14 protein-coding genes are annotated in these 17,763 nt (G+C 53.5%); 1 reads left to right on the forward strand and 13 read right to left on the reverse strand.

The annotated features are described in order from the left end of the window. Nucleotides 1-51: 51 nt before the first annotated feature. The 10 genes from FYJ60_RS07640 to FYJ60_RS07685 form a co-directional block, all read right to left on the reverse strand. A complete protein-coding gene (locus tag FYJ60_RS07640; RefSeq protein ID WP_154458072.1) occupies nucleotides 52-4,668 on the reverse strand; it encodes a PolC-type DNA polymerase III in 4,617 nt (1,538 codons plus the stop codon). 80 nt (nucleotides 4,669-4,748) lie between these two features. After that, entirely contained in the window at nucleotides 4,749-5,864 is a 1,116-nt protein-coding gene (gene ispG / locus FYJ60_RS07645) for a flavodoxin-dependent (E)-4-hydroxy-3-methylbut-2-enyl-diphosphate synthase (RefSeq protein ID WP_154458073.1), read from the reverse strand. Nucleotides 5,865-5,876: 12 nt separating this feature from the next. Beyond that, nucleotides 5,877-6,386 (reverse strand): dihydrofolate reductase, encoded by a 510-nt coding sequence (locus tag FYJ60_RS07650; RefSeq protein WP_154458074.1) that lies wholly within the window; start codon nucleotides 6,384-6,386, stop codon nucleotides 5,877-5,879. 133 nt (nucleotides 6,387-6,519) lie between these two features. Continuing rightward, nucleotides 6,520-7,788 (reverse strand): DUF3048 domain-containing protein, encoded by a 1,269-nt coding sequence (locus FYJ60_RS07655; protein WP_154458075.1) that lies wholly within the window; start codon nucleotides 7,786-7,788, stop codon nucleotides 6,520-6,522. 312 nt (nucleotides 7,789-8,100) lie between these two features. Next, entirely contained in the window at nucleotides 8,101-9,465 is a 1,365-nt protein-coding gene (locus tag FYJ60_RS07660) for an NCS2 family permease (RefSeq protein ID WP_154458076.1), read from the reverse strand. Nucleotides 9,466-9,798: 333 nt separating this feature from the next. Beyond that, nucleotides 9,799-10,251 carry a large conductance mechanosensitive channel protein MscL gene (gene mscL, locus FYJ60_RS07665; RefSeq protein WP_154458077.1) on the reverse strand — a complete coding sequence of 151 codons (453 nt, stop codon included), beginning with the start codon at nucleotides 10,249-10,251 and terminating at the stop codon, nucleotides 9,799-9,801. Between the two features lie 150 nt (nucleotides 10,252-10,401). Beyond that, nucleotides 10,402-10,623: a DUF951 domain-containing protein gene (locus tag FYJ60_RS07670; protein WP_154458078.1), complete on the reverse strand. Its 222-nt coding sequence runs from the start codon at nucleotides 10,621-10,623 to the stop codon at nucleotides 10,402-10,404. 4 nt (nucleotides 10,624-10,627) lie between these two features. Next, complete coding sequence (locus FYJ60_RS07675; RefSeq protein ID WP_154458079.1) at nucleotides 10,628-11,359, reverse strand: NAD-dependent protein deacylase; 732 nt, start codon at nucleotides 11,357-11,359, stop codon at nucleotides 10,628-10,630. 39 nt (nucleotides 11,360-11,398) lie between these two features. Further along, nucleotides 11,399-12,232, reverse strand: coding sequence for a class B sortase (locus FYJ60_RS07680; protein ID WP_154458080.1), 834 nt, complete (start codon nucleotides 12,230-12,232; stop codon nucleotides 11,399-11,401). Next, on the reverse strand, nucleotides 12,225-13,010 hold the full coding sequence (locus FYJ60_RS07685; RefSeq protein WP_154458081.1) for a type III pantothenate kinase: 786 nt from the start codon (nucleotides 13,008-13,010) through the stop codon (nucleotides 12,225-12,227). Before FYJ60_RS07685 ends, FYJ60_RS07680 begins: the two co-directional genes overlap by 8 nt. 167 nt (nucleotides 13,011-13,177) lie before the next feature. Here FYJ60_RS07685 and FYJ60_RS07690 point away from each other — a divergent pair, with 167 nt between their 5' ends. Further along, nucleotides 13,178-14,212: a 3-deoxy-7-phosphoheptulonate synthase gene (locus FYJ60_RS07690; RefSeq protein WP_154458082.1), complete on the forward strand. Its 1,035-nt coding sequence runs from the start codon at nucleotides 13,178-13,180 to the stop codon at nucleotides 14,210-14,212. Between the two features lie 359 nt (nucleotides 14,213-14,571). Here FYJ60_RS07690 and xerA read toward each other — a convergent pair whose 3' ends face one another. The 3 genes from xerA to FYJ60_RS07705 all read right to left on the reverse strand — a co-directional run bounded on the left by xerA (nucleotide 14,572) and on the right by FYJ60_RS07705 (nucleotide 17,323). Next, on the reverse strand, nucleotides 14,572-15,411 hold the full coding sequence (gene xerA / locus FYJ60_RS07695) for a site-specific tyrosine recombinase/integron integrase (RefSeq protein ID WP_154458083.1): 840 nt from the start codon (nucleotides 15,409-15,411) through the stop codon (nucleotides 14,572-14,574). A gap of 227 nt (nucleotides 15,412-15,638) precedes the next feature. Beyond that, nucleotides 15,639-16,046 carry a hypothetical protein gene (locus FYJ60_RS07700; protein ID WP_154458084.1) on the reverse strand — a complete coding sequence of 136 codons (408 nt, stop codon included), beginning with the start codon at nucleotides 16,044-16,046 and terminating at the stop codon, nucleotides 15,639-15,641. 104 nt (nucleotides 16,047-16,150) lie between these two features. Further along, nucleotides 16,151-17,323 carry a pectin acetylesterase-family hydrolase gene (locus tag FYJ60_RS07705; RefSeq protein ID WP_154458085.1) on the reverse strand — a complete coding sequence of 391 codons (1,173 nt, stop codon included), beginning with the start codon at nucleotides 17,321-17,323 and terminating at the stop codon, nucleotides 16,151-16,153. Nucleotides 17,324-17,763: the final 440 nt, after the last annotated feature.

Genomic DNA, 17,763 nt, shown 5'->3' on the forward strand with positions numbered 1-17,763 from the left:
TAACGGCCGGCTTCCTTCCGCCGTCCATCCGGGTCAAACCGCTGAACCGTGTTACGCTTCCTTCACAAAATCAAACAGAGAAATCTGGTTTGTCTCCGGAAGATCCTTCAGAATTCCCAGTCTGGAAAGTGTATCCGAGATAGACTTTCCGACCTTCGCCCTCCTCCGGAAATCGTCCTTGGAGAGAAATTCCCCGTCCCTTGCCGCAAGCACAATGGTGTCCGCCGCAACAGCGCCAAGTCCCTCAATGGCATCCAGGGAAGGCATGATCTTCCCGTCGATGATCTGAAAACGGTGGGCCTGCGCCCGGTACAGGTCGATGGGCATAAACTCAAATCCCCTTGCGTACATCTCCTGCACAATCCTCATGTCCCGGTACTGGTCCTGCTCCATATTGGACAGCTCGTCGCTCCGTTTTTCGTAGTCATTCATCAGGCTCTCCAGCTTCTGCTTTCCCATGCACATTTTTTCATAGGAAAAAGCCTTCGCCCGGATGGAGAAAAACGCGGCGTAGTAGGCAAGCGGGCGGTAAATCTTATACCAGGCGATCCGGTAGGCCATCATGACGTAGGCAACCGCGTGTCCCTTGGGGAACATGTACTTGATTTTCTGGCAGGACCAGATGTACCAGTCCGGCACACCGTGCTCCTTCATGTCCTTCACCCACTCCGGCCAGTTCTTGCACGCCCCCTTTGCCACAATTCCCTTCCGCACCTTCTCCATGATGGAAAAGCTCTCTTCGGAATCCATTCCACGGTTAATCAGATATACCATGATGTCATCCCGGCAGCAGATCGCCGTTCCCAGGGTGCACTTTCCTTCCTTAATCAGTGTCTCCGCATTTCCCAGATAGACATCCGTCCCGTGAGACAGTCCGGAAATGCGGCAGAGGTCGGTAAAGTTCTGCGGTTTGGTATCACGGAGCATCTGCATGGCAAAATCCGTGCCAAATTCCGGAATCCCCAGACACCCCAGGCTGGTGCCGCGGATATCCTCCGGCCGGATGTCCAGGGCATCCGTGTTCTGAAACAGGCTCATCACCTTCGGCTCATCCAGCGGGATCTTCGTCGCGTCCACATCTGTCAGATCCTCCAGCATCCGGATCATGGTCGGATCATCGTGTCCCAGGATATCCAGCTTCAGCAGGTTGGAGTCAATGGAGTGATAGTCAAAATGCGTGCTGATAATATCGCTGTCAGGGTCGTCCGCCGGATGCTGCACCGGGGTAAAGGAGTTGATATCCTCCCCCACCGGAAGAACGACAATGCCGCCCGGATGCTGGCCGGTGGTCCGCCGGATTCCCGTGCAGCCCTGCACAATCCTGTCTATTTCGCAGCCGCGCTTATGAATCCCCTTTTCTTCATAATAATTTTTTACAAATCCGAAAGCGGTCTTGTCCGCCAGCGTGCCGATCGTTCCCGCCTTAAAGGTCTGTCCGGCGCCGAAAATAACCTCTGTATACTTGTGCGCCTTCGTCTGATACTCTCCCGAAAAATTCAGGTCGATATCCGGCTCCTTGTTCCCCTTGAAGCCGAGGAAGGTCTCAAAAGGAATATTAAAACCGAGCTTCTGCATTTTTCTGCCGCACACCGGGCAGTTCTTATCCGGCATATCGCAGCCGGACATACCCATTTTCCGGTATTTTTCCACATCCGGCGTATCAAACTCCACATGTTTGTCATACTCGCAGAGATAATGGGGCGGCAGCGGATTTACCTCGGTAATTCCCGCCATGGTGGCCGCAAAGGAAGATCCGACAGAGCCGCGAGACCCAACCAGATAGCCGTCCTCGTTGCACTTCCACACCAGCTTCTGGGCAATGATGTACATCACCGCATAGCCATTGCCGATAATGGAATTCAGCTCCCTGTCCAAGCGCTCCTCCACGACATCCGGAAGCTGTTCCCCGTAAATCTCGTGAGCCTTCCGGTTGCAGATCTCCCGGAGCATTTTATCCGAATTCTCGATCACCGGCGGGAATTTTCCCGCCCGGATGGGACTGATCTTCTCAACGGAATCGCAGATTTTCCGGGGATTGTCGATCACCACCTCGCGGGCGGCGTCCTCCCCCAGATAATCAAATTCCTTCAGCATTTCCTCCGTTGTCCGGAGAAAAAGCGGTGCCTGCTGATCCGCGTCCTCAAACTTTTTTCCTTTCATGATAATACGGCGGTAAATTTCATCCTCCGGATTCATAAAATGGACGTCGCAGGTGGCAACCACCGGTTTTCGGAACTGTTTCCCAAGCTTCAGGATTTTTTTATTAAACTCCTGCAGGTCCTCCACGGTCTGAACCGCCGGAATCTTTTCATCCTCCAGCATAAACGCGTTGTTTCCCAGCGGCTGGATCTCCAGGTAATCATAGAAACTGACGATTCTGGCGATTTCCTCCGCCGGCGCCCCCCGCAGGAGCGCCTGATAGAGCTCTCCCGCACAGCAGGCAGATCCCACAATCAGCCCCTCCCGGTGCGCCTGCAGAAAGCTCTTGGGAAGCTTCGCGTTCCGGTTGAAATATTTCAGATGAGACTCCGAGACACAGCGGTACAGATTCACCCGCCCGGTCTCGTTTTTGGCGAGGATGATCGCGTGGCTGCTTTTCAGTTTCCGGACAGCGCCCTCGTTCAGCCGTCCTCTCTCGTTTAACTCGTCCAGATCGGAGACATGCATCTCCTTCAGCATCTGCACAAACTTCACAAAAATTTCCGCCGTGCAGGCAGCGTCATCCACCGCCCGGTGGTGATGATCCAGGGACACACCGACAGCCTTCGCGACCGTATCCAGCTTGAAGCGGGACAGATTCGGCAGAAGCAGCTGCGCCATGGCAACAGTATCCACATAGGTTTCCGGCCTGGGAAGTCCCTGGTCCCGGCAGGCCTTGATGATAAAGCCCATATCAAAATCCGCGTTGTGCGCAACCATGACCGCGCCCCGGCAGAATTCCAGAAATTCCGGCAGCACGCGGTCGATCGTCGGCGCGTCCAGCACCATCTCGTCGTTGATGGAGGTCAGCTCCTCGATCCTGTAGGGAATGGGCTCCTGCGGATTGACAAATGTGGAAAACCTGTCTGTGATTTTCCCGTTTTCCACCCTTACCGCTCCGATCTCAATGATTTTACAGGTCAGATTGGACAGTCCCGTAGTCTCGATATCGAACACCACATAGGGATCATCCAGGCTCTGGCCGCGGCTGTCCGTCGCGATTCCCTTCAGGTCGTCAACCAGATATGCCTCCATCCCGTAAATCACCTTGAACGGGGCCGAAATCTTTTTCAGTTCCTCCTTCGGGACATCCGGATGCTCCGTCTGATATTTTTTCCGATAGGCGTCGTCAATATCCTCCATGGTATGATTTGCCTCCGGAAACGCCTGCACCACGCCATGATCCGTAATGGCAATGGCCGGCATCCCCCACCGGTACGCCTGTTTCACCAGCTTCGAGGCGTCCGTGATCCCGTCCATGTCACTCATCTTTGTATGACAGTGCAGCTCCACTCTCTTCACCGCGGCGTTATCGTACCTTCCCTGGCGGAAATCCGAGGACTTAAGGATTCCCTGGACGCCGGACATGGTCAGCTCGTGCTCCCAGTTATCCATCTGCACCCGCCCCTTCACACGGACAAAGGTTCCCCTGGAGAGAGCTTCTTCCGCCTCCTTTTTCTGCGACTGCAGGAGGAAGAGCTTGACATTGATGGTGTCGGTATCGTCGGTCACGGCGAATATGGCAAGCGCCTTTTCATTTCTCAGCTCCCGAACCTCGCTGGCAATAATCTCTCCGCGGATCACGGCATCCGTCACCGTCTCGTCGATGGAGGCGATATCAATGGAATCCTCCTCAAAATCCCGCCCGAAAATGACTTCCGGCTTCCCCGGCGGATGAAAGACATTCTGATACGCGCCCTGCGCCCTGCGCCGGCCGCTCCACTTCCCCCTGCCGGGACGGAGCCCGCCGCTTTCTGCCCGCCCGGTACGCAAGGCAGAGCTTCCGGAAGCGGCCTTTTCCGCCCCTTCTCCTGCTTTTTCCCGCACTGCCTCCGCGGCCGGAGGAAGGCCGCCCGCAGCCTCTCCCCGCCCATGCCGGGAACTGGCGAAAATATGCCGGGCCTGCGCCTGCATCTGCCGCTCTCCGGACAGGAGGCGCCGATGGTCCCGAACCTCGTAATAGCTGACTTCCACCTTAACCGGAAGGCTGCACCGCTCTGTGAAAATCTTTTCCAGACAGGCGTGCAGCTCCTGCTCCTTTTCTCTGGTCAGACAGTTTTCTTCCAGGGACAGATCCATTTCCTCTTCTTCCGGAAACGTAATCTTTGCCGTGCGGAACGCATATGCAAGAAGGACATCCTTCCTCTGCAGCTCCAGCTGGATGCTCGGACGGTACACTTCCATAAGCTTTTCCGGCGTATACTGTCTGGACAGCTGGAAATGCTCTCTGACTTTTACCAGGATGCTGACATCCGAAAAAAGCTGGCGCTTGACCTGCTCTTCCAGCTGATAGATGTATTTTTTGTGTATCCACTGCGGGCTGCTGATGTAAATCAGGAGAACATTCCGCTTCCGGTCCACCGCCACTCTGCGCACCACGGCAAGGCGTAGGTATTCCTCCGCCTCTCCTTCCAGCTCCAGATTCGGAAACACGTCTTCAATATGTTTTTCTTCCTGTACGAATTCCATAGGCCTTTCTGTGCCGGCACCGCCGGCAGTAAACTGCAGGCTTCCCTCACCGCGGGCAGGACGGATGCGCCAGCCTCCCTTTATTTTTCGGAAAGCATATGCTCCAGCTCTTCCCGCAGCACGGCAAGAAGCCGGTCCTCCGGTATTTTGCGGACAATCTCCCCGTTTTTGATAAGGAGGCCTTCGCCCTTCCCTCCTGCAATTCCGATGTCCGCCTCTCTTGCCTCCCCGGGTCCGTTGACAACGCAGCCCATCACGGCCACCTTGATGTCCAAGGGAATATCCTGCACCATATCCTCCACCTGATTTGCCAGAGAAATCAGGTCGATCTGTGTTCTTCCGCAGGTCGGGCAGGAAACCACCTCCACGCCCCCCTTCCGGAGTCCGAGCGTCTTCAGAATCCGCTTTGCCGCCTTCACCTCTTCCAGCGGGTCGCCGGTCAGGGAAACCCGGATCGTATCCCCGATTCCTTCATGAAGGATAATTCCCAGCCCGACTGCGGACTTGATGGTTCCGGAATAAAGCGTTCCCGCCTCCGTGATTCCCACATGAAGCGGATGATCAGTCCTGTCCGCAATCAGCTCGTGCGCCCTGACGCACATGGGGACATCCGAGGATTTGATGCTGATGACCAGGTTGTCATATCCCATATCCTCAATGACCGCTGCCTGATGCAGCGCGCTTTCCACCAGGCCTTCCGCGGTAACACCCCCGTACTTTTCCAGGATGTCTTTTTCCAGCGATCCGCTGTTTACCCCCACCCGGATCGGCAGGTTTCTCTCCCTGCAGGCATCTACCACCGCCCGCACCCTGTCTTCGCTCCCGATATTCCCGGGATTGATGCGGATTTTATCCGCCCCGTGCGCGACAGCCGCCAGCGCAAGCTTATAGTCAAAATGAATGTCCGCCACAAGGGGGATGGAAATCTGCTTTTTGATCTCCGTCAGCGCCTCTGCAGCCTCCTTTGTGGGAACCGCGCAGCGGACAATATCGCAGCCTGCGGCTGTAAGTGCCTGAATCTGCGCGGCAGTCGCCGCCGCATCCTCCGTCTTCGTATTTGTCATGGACTGTATCAGGACCGGGTTTCCGCCGCCTATCACCCGGTTTCCGATTTTCACTGTCTTTGTCTTCACTTTTCTTACCTCCCGCGGAACCCGGCCGCTGCCGGCTGAAGTGCTGCCGTTCCGGTTTTCCATTCCTCCGGACTGTTATACCGGCCTCGCCATGTGATATTTTCTTTCGTACGTCCGGAATGTGTACTCGATGTTGAAGCAGGTCTGCTCCTCGCTTTCTTCCACCAGCTTCCACTCCGGCACCAGGTCCAGATTAGTAAACCAGGTATCTGCCTGGTAGGCATAATTGACCTTTGTCACATAGAGTGTATCACAGTAAGGCACCATAAGTGTGTAAATCTGGGAACCCCCGATAATAAAAATATCGTCCAGGTCATATTTTTTCAGTTCCTCCAGCAGTTCATCCCTGCTGTGGACAACAACGGCTCCCTTCGCCTGAAAATCCTTCTGCCTGGATAGAACGATATTGGTCCGCCCGTCCAGCGCACGGCCGTTCGGAAGAGAATCCCAGGTTTTTCTTCCCATGACCACCACGTGGCCCATGGTTTTCTCCCGGAACCAGCGGAGATCGGCGGGAATACTGACCAGCGGCTTCCCATCTGCTCCGATCGCCCAGTTCTTATCTACACAAACGATTGCTTTCATACGTTCCGACTGCCTCCTTCTGCTCTCGCGCACTGTACCCCCATTATCTCTCAGAAAGAGTAAAATCTCAAGGACGAGAAGAAGCCGCTTCTGCCGGCACCGGCAGAAACGGCTTCCTTTCTTTGCTCTTTTTTTATGAATCTCCGGCCTCTTCGGCGCTCTCCCCGTAGCCGTAGCTGCTCTGATCCGTGCCCGGCTGTGGAATATAGCCTGCCGTGGAAACCGGTCCGATCACCGGCTGCTCGTCTCCGAATGTCACCGTGCTTCCCGCGGGCACATAGATAATCATTGTCTTTCCGGGATTGATCTTCTGGGTATTTCCGCTGCTGTCTGTAAAATAAGTGGTCTGATCCCTTCCCTGTTTCACCCAGGTGATATTTTTGGCCTTTCCGTCGGTGATGTAGAGACCCTCTCCGACATTATAAAGCAGAAGATCCAGGTGTCCCTTTTCTGAAATCACTCCCTGCTCGACATACTCGACAATGACATTTTTGAAGGCCAGCTGCTGGCCGTTCTCCTGATCCACCTGCGGGGCGTCGTATTCAAAACGGTAGTACAAGCCGTCATCCGCGTTATACTCAAAATACGGCATGTTCCAGCTGAAGGGGATATTTACCCTGGATGCCTCTGTCACGCCGTCCCCGTCCTCCAGAGGTGTATCCTCATAATTAAAGGAAAAGATACCCGTGTAGCCGTCCCGGTGTGTGGTGCTTAATCCCAGGCCGGAAGCTATGGAGATCAGGCCGTCCCCGGAGGCATAGGCGTTGTGCGGCGCCTCCCTGTCGCTGGTCCGGAAGAAAGCCCCGCTCCCGTCGTAGGCAGTTCCGTTGATGGTTGTCAGGCCGTCCTCCTGAAAACGGGTAAACGCAAAGGGGCTTCCGCCGAAATGACAGTAAATGCCGTCCATATCATAATTGAAGTCAACGAAATAATGCCTCGCGCTCCTGCAGGGGCCGATTTTCTCAATTCCCGCCGGATCCTGGAAAACCGCCATCATCCTCGTGATCGTTCCTTCCACCATCGCTTCGTAGATGACATCTGCCTGACTGATTCCGGACTGCGGAACAGCCGGCTGAAGGTTGTTAATCATCACACAGTAGGGCTTTTTCATTCCCTCCTCTGTGCTGACCGGTTCGCCGGTAAGGTAGCTGTACATCTGTCCTTCCGGCAGCGCGTACGGATCCTGTGTCGGTTCCGGAGTCGGTGTTTCCGTTACCGCCTCCTGCGTCGGTTCCGGAGTCGGTGTCTCCGTTGACGCCTCCTGCGTCGGCGCCGGTGTTTCTGTCACGGTTCCGAGAGCCGTCGTGGAATCCGCGGTAATTTCATTCGGGTTGCTGCAGCCGGCCAGCATGGATGCAGATGCCAGCAGGCAGAGGATACTTGTCAAAGCCTTCTTTTTCATTCTGTCCCCCTCAGTGTAAGGCCGGATTCTTATTCAAGCAAAATTCCTAATAATCCGGTCCGTTTTCCGGTTTCCATGGTAATAATACACAAAACCCATTATAAGGCCTCCCGGCCGGAATGACAAGACTGGGGCTGCACGCATGAAAAAGTCCATAAAAACGTGAAAAACTTCTCATGGAAATATTTCATGAAAATGCCGGCTGCCCGCGCCGGCCGCCGGAATATATTCACCAGGGGACGAAAAGACCCGGCAGAATGCCTGCCGGGTCTTGTATGCCATTTTAGTTTTTCAGACGGTCAGCCGCCTCTCTTACGAGAAGTGGGTGACCAGGGAAACAATTCTCAGACAGAACAGCACGAATACCACCCACATCACCGGGCTGATGTCCTTCGTTTTCTTCTCGAACACCTTCAGAATCACCCACACAATAATTCCGAACATGATACCGGTTGCGATGGAATACGCAAGAGGCATCATAACCAGCGCCATGTAAGCCGCTGCGGTATCTGCGATATCCCCGTCAAACTCAATTTTCTTCGCGGAGGAAACCATCAGCATGCCGACATAGATCAGCGCAGGCGCCGTCGCAAAGCTCGGAATGGCGAGGAAGATCGGTGACAGCACCAGGGATACCAGGAACATGAAACCGGTAACGACTGCCGTCAGTCCTGTCCGTCCTCCGGCCGCCACACCCGCGCTGGATTCTACAAAGGATGTGATCGTGGATGTTCCCAGGCAGGCACCTGCAACTGTACCGATAGCGTCAGACATCAGGACGCGGCCGACACGGGGAAGCTTTCCTTCCTTGTCCAGCAGTCTCGCCTTGTCCGCAACGCCGACAACAGTTCCGACCGTATCAAACAGATCCACATAGAGGAAGCTGAACATAATCGCGATAAACTGGATCAGATGCTTGCCGGCCCACGCGAAGTTAAATTTGAAGGCGGTGTTTGCAATGCCCCCAAGCTGAAGTCCCTGGGAGAAATCCGGGAACAGGCTGTAAACCCCGTTTTCCACATCGACCACATACCAGCCGCCGAGCTGCGCCAGCATGCCAAGGAACCAGGTCGCAAGAATGCCGATCAGGACAGAACCCTTGACATGATAATGCTCCAGAACCAGGATAATCACGAATCCGATCAGCGCAAGGGCAACCTGCGGCTTCGCGAAATCTCCGAGGGAGACAAGCGTGGAATCATTTTTGATAATAATGCCGGCTCCCTGCATGCCGATAAAAGCGACAAACAGGCCGATACCGGCGGAAATCCCGTTTTTCAGATTCATCGGAATTCCGTTGATAATCTGTTCCCTGACCTTAAACAAGGAGAGGATAATAAAAATAATACCCTCTACAAATACAGCCGTCAGGCAGATGGTAAACGCATCGGCCTCTCCGCCAAGCTCTCCCAGGCAGACCGTATAGGCAAAATACGCATTCAGGCCCAGGCCCGCGGAAAGAGCGATCGGATAATTCGCCCACAGACCCATGATGAATGTCGCGATTGCGGATGCCAGTGCTGTTGCGACAAATACACCGCTCTTGTCCATGACTGTTCCCAGAATGTTCGGATTGACAGCCAGGATGTAGGCCATCGTCAGGAATGTTGTCAGACCCGCAATGACCTCGGTGCGCACGTTTGTGCCGTGCTCCTTCAGTTTGAAATATTTCTCCATCTCCTTTTGCCGGCTTCTTACCGGCCCCTCCTTTTGAAAATTTATTTGTAATTATTCAGCGCCCCAGGAAACTGATGAAATCCGGACGGAGAGCTTGCTCACCGGACGATTTCGGAAGTTTTCTGAGGGGCGGACAAGCGGCAAAACCGCCCTGAGCGCCCACAACAAGGAACGCAAAGCGTTCCGAATCCGGGATGCTGAATAAATACATTAATTTTTAGGAAGACAGAGGAGCCTGTTCCCCCATCTCCGCAAAAGCCGGCTTTTTCAGGCGCGGACGGCGTTTCCTTTGTCCTTCTTCCTTCGGCCTGCTTTCATTGCCCGGAAAACGCCTCAGCTCTTTGCCGCTTCCTCCAGTACAGAGGTGCAGTGCGGGCATCGGGTTGCGTCTACCGGAATTTCAGACTTGCAGTAAGGACAGATCTTTGTCTTGGGAGCTTCCTCTGCCACTTCCTTATGCAGCAGCTTATCCCTCATCTCCGATGCCTTGTTCAGCGCCTTCAGAACGCAGAACAGGACAAGCGCGATCAGCAGGAAATTGACGACGGCCGCCAGAAAGGTTCCCAGACCCAGGACGACCGCGCTTTCCCCGCTCCCGCGCAGCGTGACATTCCAGGAATCGAAATTCGTCCCCCCGAAAATGGCGGAGATCAGCGGCATGATGATATTATCCACCAGAGAGTTTACAATAGCTGTAAACGCTCCGCCGATAATAATGCCGACTGCCATGTCCATGACATTTCCCCGTGTAATAAATTTCTTGAATTCTTTAAAAAAAGCCTTCATCGTTTCTTCCTCCTCATCTCTGCAGGATTTCTTTCTTACACTGACGTTTTAACGCGTCAGAAGCACAAAAACAAGCCTGCCGGGTGCCTCGTGTATTATGACCAGGCTCATATCACAAATAATACCACAGGTTTTTACACAGTCCAATCCTCATCCTTCAGAAATTGTATCATCTTCCGGATTCCGGTGAATTACTTCCCTCGTGTTTTTTTCCACCAGCTTCCGGGGCACCATGATCTGGTGGCCGCACCCTGTGCACCGGAGCCGGAAATCCGCTCCCGTCCGAAGGATCTCCCAGGTCTGGCTCCCGCAGGGATGCGGCTTTTTCAGCTTCACATAATCTCCCACCGTATACTCTCTGTGTACGCCCATGCCTTTATCCCCGCACCTGTATCTGGCCGAGCACCTGTCCGATCGGCTCCTGAATCAGAAGATCCGCCGTCCGGTCCATGCTCGTGGAGCCTTTATTAATCAGCACAATCCGGTCTCCGCGGAAATACTGGACAAGTCCTGCCGCCGGGTAAACCACCAGCGAGGTTCCTCCGACAATCAGCACATCCGCGTGTTCAATCGCGCGGACCGCCCCTTCGATGGTGTTCTGGTCCAGCCCCTCCTCGTACAGCACGACATCCGGCTTAATCACGCCGCCGCATTTGGCGCAGTGAGGAACCCCCTCTGATTTTTTCATGAATTCCGCGTCATAAAAAGCCCCGCACCTGGTACAGTAATTTCTGTGCACGCTCCCGTGCAGCTCGTACACCGTCCTGCTGCCTGCCTTCTGATGGAGGCCGTCAATATTCTGCGTCACAACCGCTTTCAGTTTTCCGGCCGCCTCCATCTCCGCCAGCTTTTTGTGGGCGGCATTCGGCTGTGCGTCCAGCACCAGCATTTTATCCCGGTAAAAACGATAAAATTCCTCTGTGTGCTTCACAAAAAAGGTATGGCTCAGAATGGTCTCCGGCGGCCATGCGTATTTCTGGTGATAGAGGCCGTCCACACTGCGGAAATCCGGAATACCGCTCTCCGTGGACACTCCTGCCCCGCCAAAAAATACAATGCTGTGGTGTTCATCTACGATTTTCTGAAGCTCCTGAATTTTTTCTTCCATGTCAGCACCATCCTTTCCCCGAAATTTTCTCTGTCGTTTTTACGTCTGCATCTGTACCGCCTGTACCACAAAGCGGGAAACACTGTCCGCCGTACAGGTGGAAAGCGTGACGATTCTGCTGTCCACAGAAAAGCCCTGTTCTCCCAGATCCACCTGGGACTGCGCCTTCATCTGGCCCGCCCAGTCCACAAAGGTCTGGTCTGTCCCCTCAAACAGCGTATAAACACTGCTCACCGCATCCGTCTCGTGAAGGCTGAACATCCGGTATCGGAGATTCTTCTCCGGCGTGAGAATCCAGAAGGTGGAGTCCTCCTTGTATTTTCCCTTTGTGAGAAGGTGGGAAAGTGTTCCGAACATTGAACCGTTTTTCATGTTGTGCCCGTAAATGATTGTATTCGGGTCCGTAAAATCCCCGCTGTTTTCTGCCTCCATAAAAATCGAGCCGGAAAAATTGTAGGTTCTCTCTGTCGTGCGGTGCAGATAATAATCGTCATCCTCTCCCTGCATAATCGGGTAGCTGATGTCCAGGGCAGGAATATACAGCCATCCGACGACATCCCCGTTCACCTTTTTCAGCGCGTCAAAATCCACCTGGATGGGCGGCACAGGCGCAGCGTCTGCTTCCGCGGAACCTCCCTCCCCGGAATCTGCCCCGGACCCTGAAGGGGTTTCTCCCCCTGCGGCTGCATCGTCCCCCGTATCCGTTGTATACGCGTCCGCAATCCGGCTGTATTCCTTTTCTCCCTGTCGATAGGCATAGAGGGTTGTAACCAGCCGGTATCCGGCATATGCCATAACCGCCAGGCAGGCCACAATGCCTATCGTAAGCAGGACGCTGCCGGGGCTTTTCTTCTTTCCGTCTCCTCTACTCATTCCTGCCGTCCCTCCGGTTCCGAAGATAAATGATACGCAGTCCCTTCAGAAGAAGGTTCTGGTCCAGCCGGACGCTCTGCCGGCAGTACGGGATAATCAGGGAGGAAAATTCTCCCGTTGCCACCACAGTAGGCATCTCCCCAAGCTCGTCCCTGACCCGCTCCACCATTCCGTCCAGCATGGCGGCATTGCCGTAAATCAGTCCGCTTCTCATCGAATCCACCGTATTCGTCCCGATCAGTCCGGATGGCTTTTCCGTCAGGCTGATCTGCGGAAGCTGCGAAGTCATGGAGGCAAGGGCGTCCAGCCCGATCACCGCCCCGGGCACAATCATGCCGCCCCGGTATTCTCCCTGCTTGTCAATAACCGAAAAGGTAGTCGCCGTACCCATATCAAAAATCAGGATCGGCTTCCGGTATTCCGCCAGCGCCCCGACCGCGTCTGCCACGCGGTCGCTTCCCAGCTGCGCCGGATTGTCAATCCGGATTTTCAGGCCGTTTTTCAATCCCGGCCCGACAATCATGCAGTGTTTCCCCGTAAGCGCCTCCGCCGCGTCCGCCATGGTTTTTTTCAGTGCGGGAACGACGGACGAGAGAATGCTCCCCTCGATCTGTGAAGGCTCTACATGGTGCACTTCCAGAAGGCTTTTGAGAACCACCAGGTACTCATCACTGGTCTTATACCGGTCTGTGGCGAGCCGGCAGGAAAAATGAATGTTCTTTTCATCCAGAATTCCAAAGACGATTTTGGTATTTCCGACATCTATGGCTAATATCATCTTCTTTCCTCCTGTACAGGCTTATTGTACTCCCTGGAGGGGAAGAACGCACGTATTTCCTCCTTTTTTACCGCACGGCAAGACTGGACGAAAAGAAAGAAATAGTTTATGATGTGAACGCTTAATCCATAAACAGCGTATAGAAACATTCTCCGAGAGGTATAGAAATGAGTTTTCAGTTTATAAAGGCGCTTCCTTCACCGGAACAGATGAAGGCACTGGTTCCGGTTCCGGAATCCGTGCGGAAGGCAAAAGAAGAGCGGGACGCCATGATCCGGAAGGTATTTACCGGGGAATCCGATAAATTTCTGGTCATCATCGGTCCCTGTTCGGCAGACAACGAGGATGCTGTCCTGGATTATGTGACAAGGCTTGCCAAAGTCCAGGAAAAAGTGCGTGACAAACTGATCCTGATTCCGCGTATTTACACCAACAAGCCCCGTACCACCGGCATGGGCTACAAGGGAATTGTTCATCAGCCGGATCCGGAGGGAAAGCCGGATCTGGAGGCCGGACTAATTGCCATGCGCAAAATGCACATCCACGCCATAGAGGCCTCCGGGCTGACCTCCGCCGATGAGATGCTGTACCCCGCGAACTGGAGCTATGTGTCGGACTTCCTGTCCTATGTGGCAATCGGCGCGCGGTCCGTGGAAAACCAGCAGCACCGGCTGACCGTATCCGGCCTTGACATCCCTGCCGGAATGAAAAACCCCACCAGCGGGGACCTCTCGGTGATGATTAACTCCATTATTGCCGCACAGCACTCGCACACCTTTATCTACCGGAGCTCGGAATACCGGACAACCGGAAATCCTCTGGCGCACGCGGTCCTGCGCGGCGCGACAAACAAACACGGAAATAACATCCCGAACTATCACTATGAAGATCTGGAGCTGCTTCTGGCAAAATACAGCGAAACTACACTGGCCAATCCTGCCGCCATTGTAGACACCAATCATTCCAATTCCGACAAACAGTTTAATCAGCAGCCCCGCATTGCGAGAGAGATCATGCACAGCCGTATCTACGATCCCCGCGTCCACGATCTGGTCAAGGGACTCATGATCGAAAGCTATCTTGTGGAAGGAAGCCAGAAAATAGGTTCCGGAACCCATGTCTACGGCAAATCCATCACGGATCCCTGCCTGGGCTGGGAGGATTCGGAAAAACTGATTGACGAAATCGCGGAACTGGCCTGAAACCCTGGAGCTTTTCGGGTCTCTCGCCTTTGTGTTTCCTATTCCGGCGTGCCGGACAGGCGCCCAATCCACCGACAACCGGCCGGTTCATGTCGGCGTTCTGCCACGGCCGGATGGCGCCCAGTCCACTGACAGCCGGCTGAACCATGTCCGCGTCCTGCCACGGCCGATGGGCCGGCATCAAAATATAAGCTCTACGTGAAACAAAAACAGAAAAAAGCTCCCGAAGCGGCATCAATCCCCGGGCCTTGCCCGGAGATACCGATCGGGAGCTTTCTCTTTCAGTTTTTCTGTGGTTCCGTGTTTCGTTTTTCCGGTCCGGGACCGCTGAAACGGCGGACCGGCTCCGGACTTCCCCTTTACATCAACCGCATATACATCTGTGTCGTCGCAATGTCCGCGTGTCCCATCATTTTCTGTACGTTGCGGATATCCGCCCCGTTTTTCAGCATATGGGCGGCAAAAGAATGCCGTAAGGTATGCGGCGTGATATCCTTGGTGATGCCTGCGGCGGCAGAATAGCTTTTCAGTATTTTCCAGAATCCCTGACGGCTCATCGGACTGCCGGAGCAATTAGAGAACAGATACTCACTGTCCCTTCCTTTTAACAGCCGGGTTCTCGCCGACTCAATATACGTCCGTATTTTCTCCTCTGTCTCCGCCGACAGGGGGATGGTTCTTTCCTTCCCGTTCTCTCTGCAGGTCAGATATCCCACCTCAAGATTCAGGTCTTCTACCTTCAGATTGACCAGCTCACTCACCCGGATTCCTGTCGAATACAGAAGCAGAAGCATCGTCTCATCGCGGATTCCCTTATCCGTCTGGATATTCGGCTGCTCCAGCAACTTCTGGACCTCCTCCACAGTCAGGATTTCCGGAACCTTTTTTTCCACTTTCGGACTCTTCAGGGATACCGAAGGATCGTCCTCTATCCTGTGCACGCGGAGCAGATACTGATAAAAGGAACGAAGCGAAGCAATATTTCTGGAAACCGTAGCCGGAGACATATGATCTCTCTCCAGATAAAGAAGATAGGAATTCAGGTTTGTCTCTGTGGCCTTGGTAATATCCGGTACATTCTGTTCTTCAAAATATTCCGCTGCTTTTTTCAGATCTCTTTTATAGGAAACCTCGGTATTATGAGAAATTTTTCGGAAATCGTGCAAGTAAGTAATATACTCCTGAATTGCATTACTCATATCATTACACCCTCATTTTACTGTTTTTGATATCGTAAAAGCAATTCACCCTTCAAAAACGTAATCCTAATTATAGTCGGTTTTTTCAGAATTGCAAAGGCTGATTTTCTGCATAAATACTGCGTTTACGGGGATTTTTCCAAAAAAATACAAGATGTTGTACTGTTTTACATAATGCAGTCCGACATCTTGTATTAAGAAAATTTATCTTCTATTTTTCGGAATTGTTAATCCGGTTCCTCCGTCTTTTCCGCAGGCACTTCGATATCCGGGGCCGGCTGATCCTGATTTATCTCCTCCGGAATCTCCCCTGCACTCTCCTGCGCTTCCGCTTCTTCCGATGCTTCGGATGTTTCCTCCGTTTCCCCGGGGTTCGCGGCTCCCTCTGCCGCTGTGTCCTGAAGCGCCTTCTGCTGCTCCTCCTCTTTCCGGAGTTTCATTAAATGACGTACCGAAAAGACGGCAATCCCGGCTCCTCCGACAATAAACAGGATTGAGAAAATGATGCCCGCGGCATAACTTTTCCCGGTCATTTCGCCTCCGATAATCCCATCCTTCAAAATCTGATATGCCAGATAGATCAGATACACTCCCGCGGCAATCCGTATACCGTCTCCCACTTTCGGGTTTCCCATAAGTTTCCTCCCATGAGCCATGCTCGGTTTCTGAATACAGCCTGTTTCAAACGCTCTTTATCATACCATGACAGCGAAATGTCAGAAAGCCCCGGATTTTTCTTTCAGGGCAGCACGTCCAGAAATTCCATCCCGATATCCCGGATTTTTCCGTTCACAGCATCCCCCAGCCATTCCGCCATAGACACTCCGGCCCTGGTGCGGAAATAAAAATTCCGGTGCCGCACAATGGTATGGACCGTCCCGCCCAGCATCATCCGGAGATTCCTGAAATTGTAAACGAAGAAGCCGAATCTGTCCGTAATTTCCTTCAGCTCTTTCAGCATCTGCCTCATCTGCCGGAAGTAGATCTCCTGAATCTCGTGATTTGTCGTATAGGATTTGTTTGCGACATCATTGTAATAGGAGCTGAGAAGATAGTCTCTCGGAGATCCCGCATACAGATAGCGCAGCCGGTCTCCCCAGATCTGATGGAGATTTCTGTACCAGTCAACCGTAATGTTGGAAGAATGCAGAGGTTCCCAGACGCTCTCCGGGGCACCCCATACTTCTCTCGCCGTCCTTCTCCATCGCCGGTAAAGCAGCTGGGCACTGTCCGAAAGAAGCGTGACGTCCCTGCATTCCGGATAATAATCTTCCAATATTTCATTTGTCACTGCCGGAACCGCAAAGGCACCCGCACTGTCTCCCGCGATCAGGATTTTATCCGGATCCGGGAAGAAACTTTTCCCCACCTTCATGGCTTTCTGAAAATTGATATGTCCGTGAAAATGCAGGACCTGCTGCGATCCGTCCTCCGCCGTATAGGGAAAATCCGCTTCCCCCACGTGGAAATCGCCGGTAGCGTAGGTGATAACCACAATATTCCAATGCTCAAACGGGTTCCTCGGATTTCCCAGTTCCGTAATCCCTGTGTTAATATTCATAATCTGCGTAAAGGGACGAAGGTTATTCCAGTAATAATTCGGAAGTCCGGCCGCAACCTTCGCTCCGGTAACCGGGCGGGCAGCCGTATACTCGTTCCAGGCAACCCCTCCGCCGGAAAGGAACACACACAGGTGGCTGCTCTCCGCCTTTTTCAGATAGATATGGTAGCCCGACCCGTCTCCGGAGAGTCCTTCCGGAATCGGGATCCGGTACCAGACCTGCTTTTCCGGCATGCCTTCCAAGACAGGTGCCTCATAGCGTTTCTCGATCCGCTCCCCGATCCTGTTTTCTACAAAATCCCCGATATATTCCATGGTGATCTGGTTTCTGGTCAGGTTTTGTTTCTGCAATCATTTACCCTCCACGCCGCTAATAGATTTGCCCTACGGTGAGTAAACTCCCCGCGGACAAATCCATTGCGACTGGACCTCTTGTTCATGTATAAGTCCTCCGCGCTGCTCCGTTGCCTTCTGCAACTCCCGCATCGCTAACAAGCATTCGCATTTCCGCCGTGTTTCTCACGGCTTCATGCTCATTCTTGTTGTCGTCGCTATTGTCTTTGCCCTACGGTGAGTAAACTCCCCGCGGGCAAATCCATTGCGACTGGACCTCTTGTTCATGTATAAGTCCTCCGCGCTGCTCCGTTGCCTTCTGCAACTCCCGCATCGCTAACAAGCATTCGCATTTCCGCCGTGTTTCTCACGGCTTCATGCTCATTCTTGTTGTCGTCGCTATTGTCTTTGCCCTACGGTGAGTAAACTCCCCGCGGGCAAATCCATTGCGACTGGAC

Source organism: Bilifractor porci, assembly GCF_009696005.1.
GTDB classification, from domain to species: domain Bacteria; phylum Bacillota; class Clostridia; order Lachnospirales; family Lachnospiraceae; genus Bilifractor; species Bilifractor porci.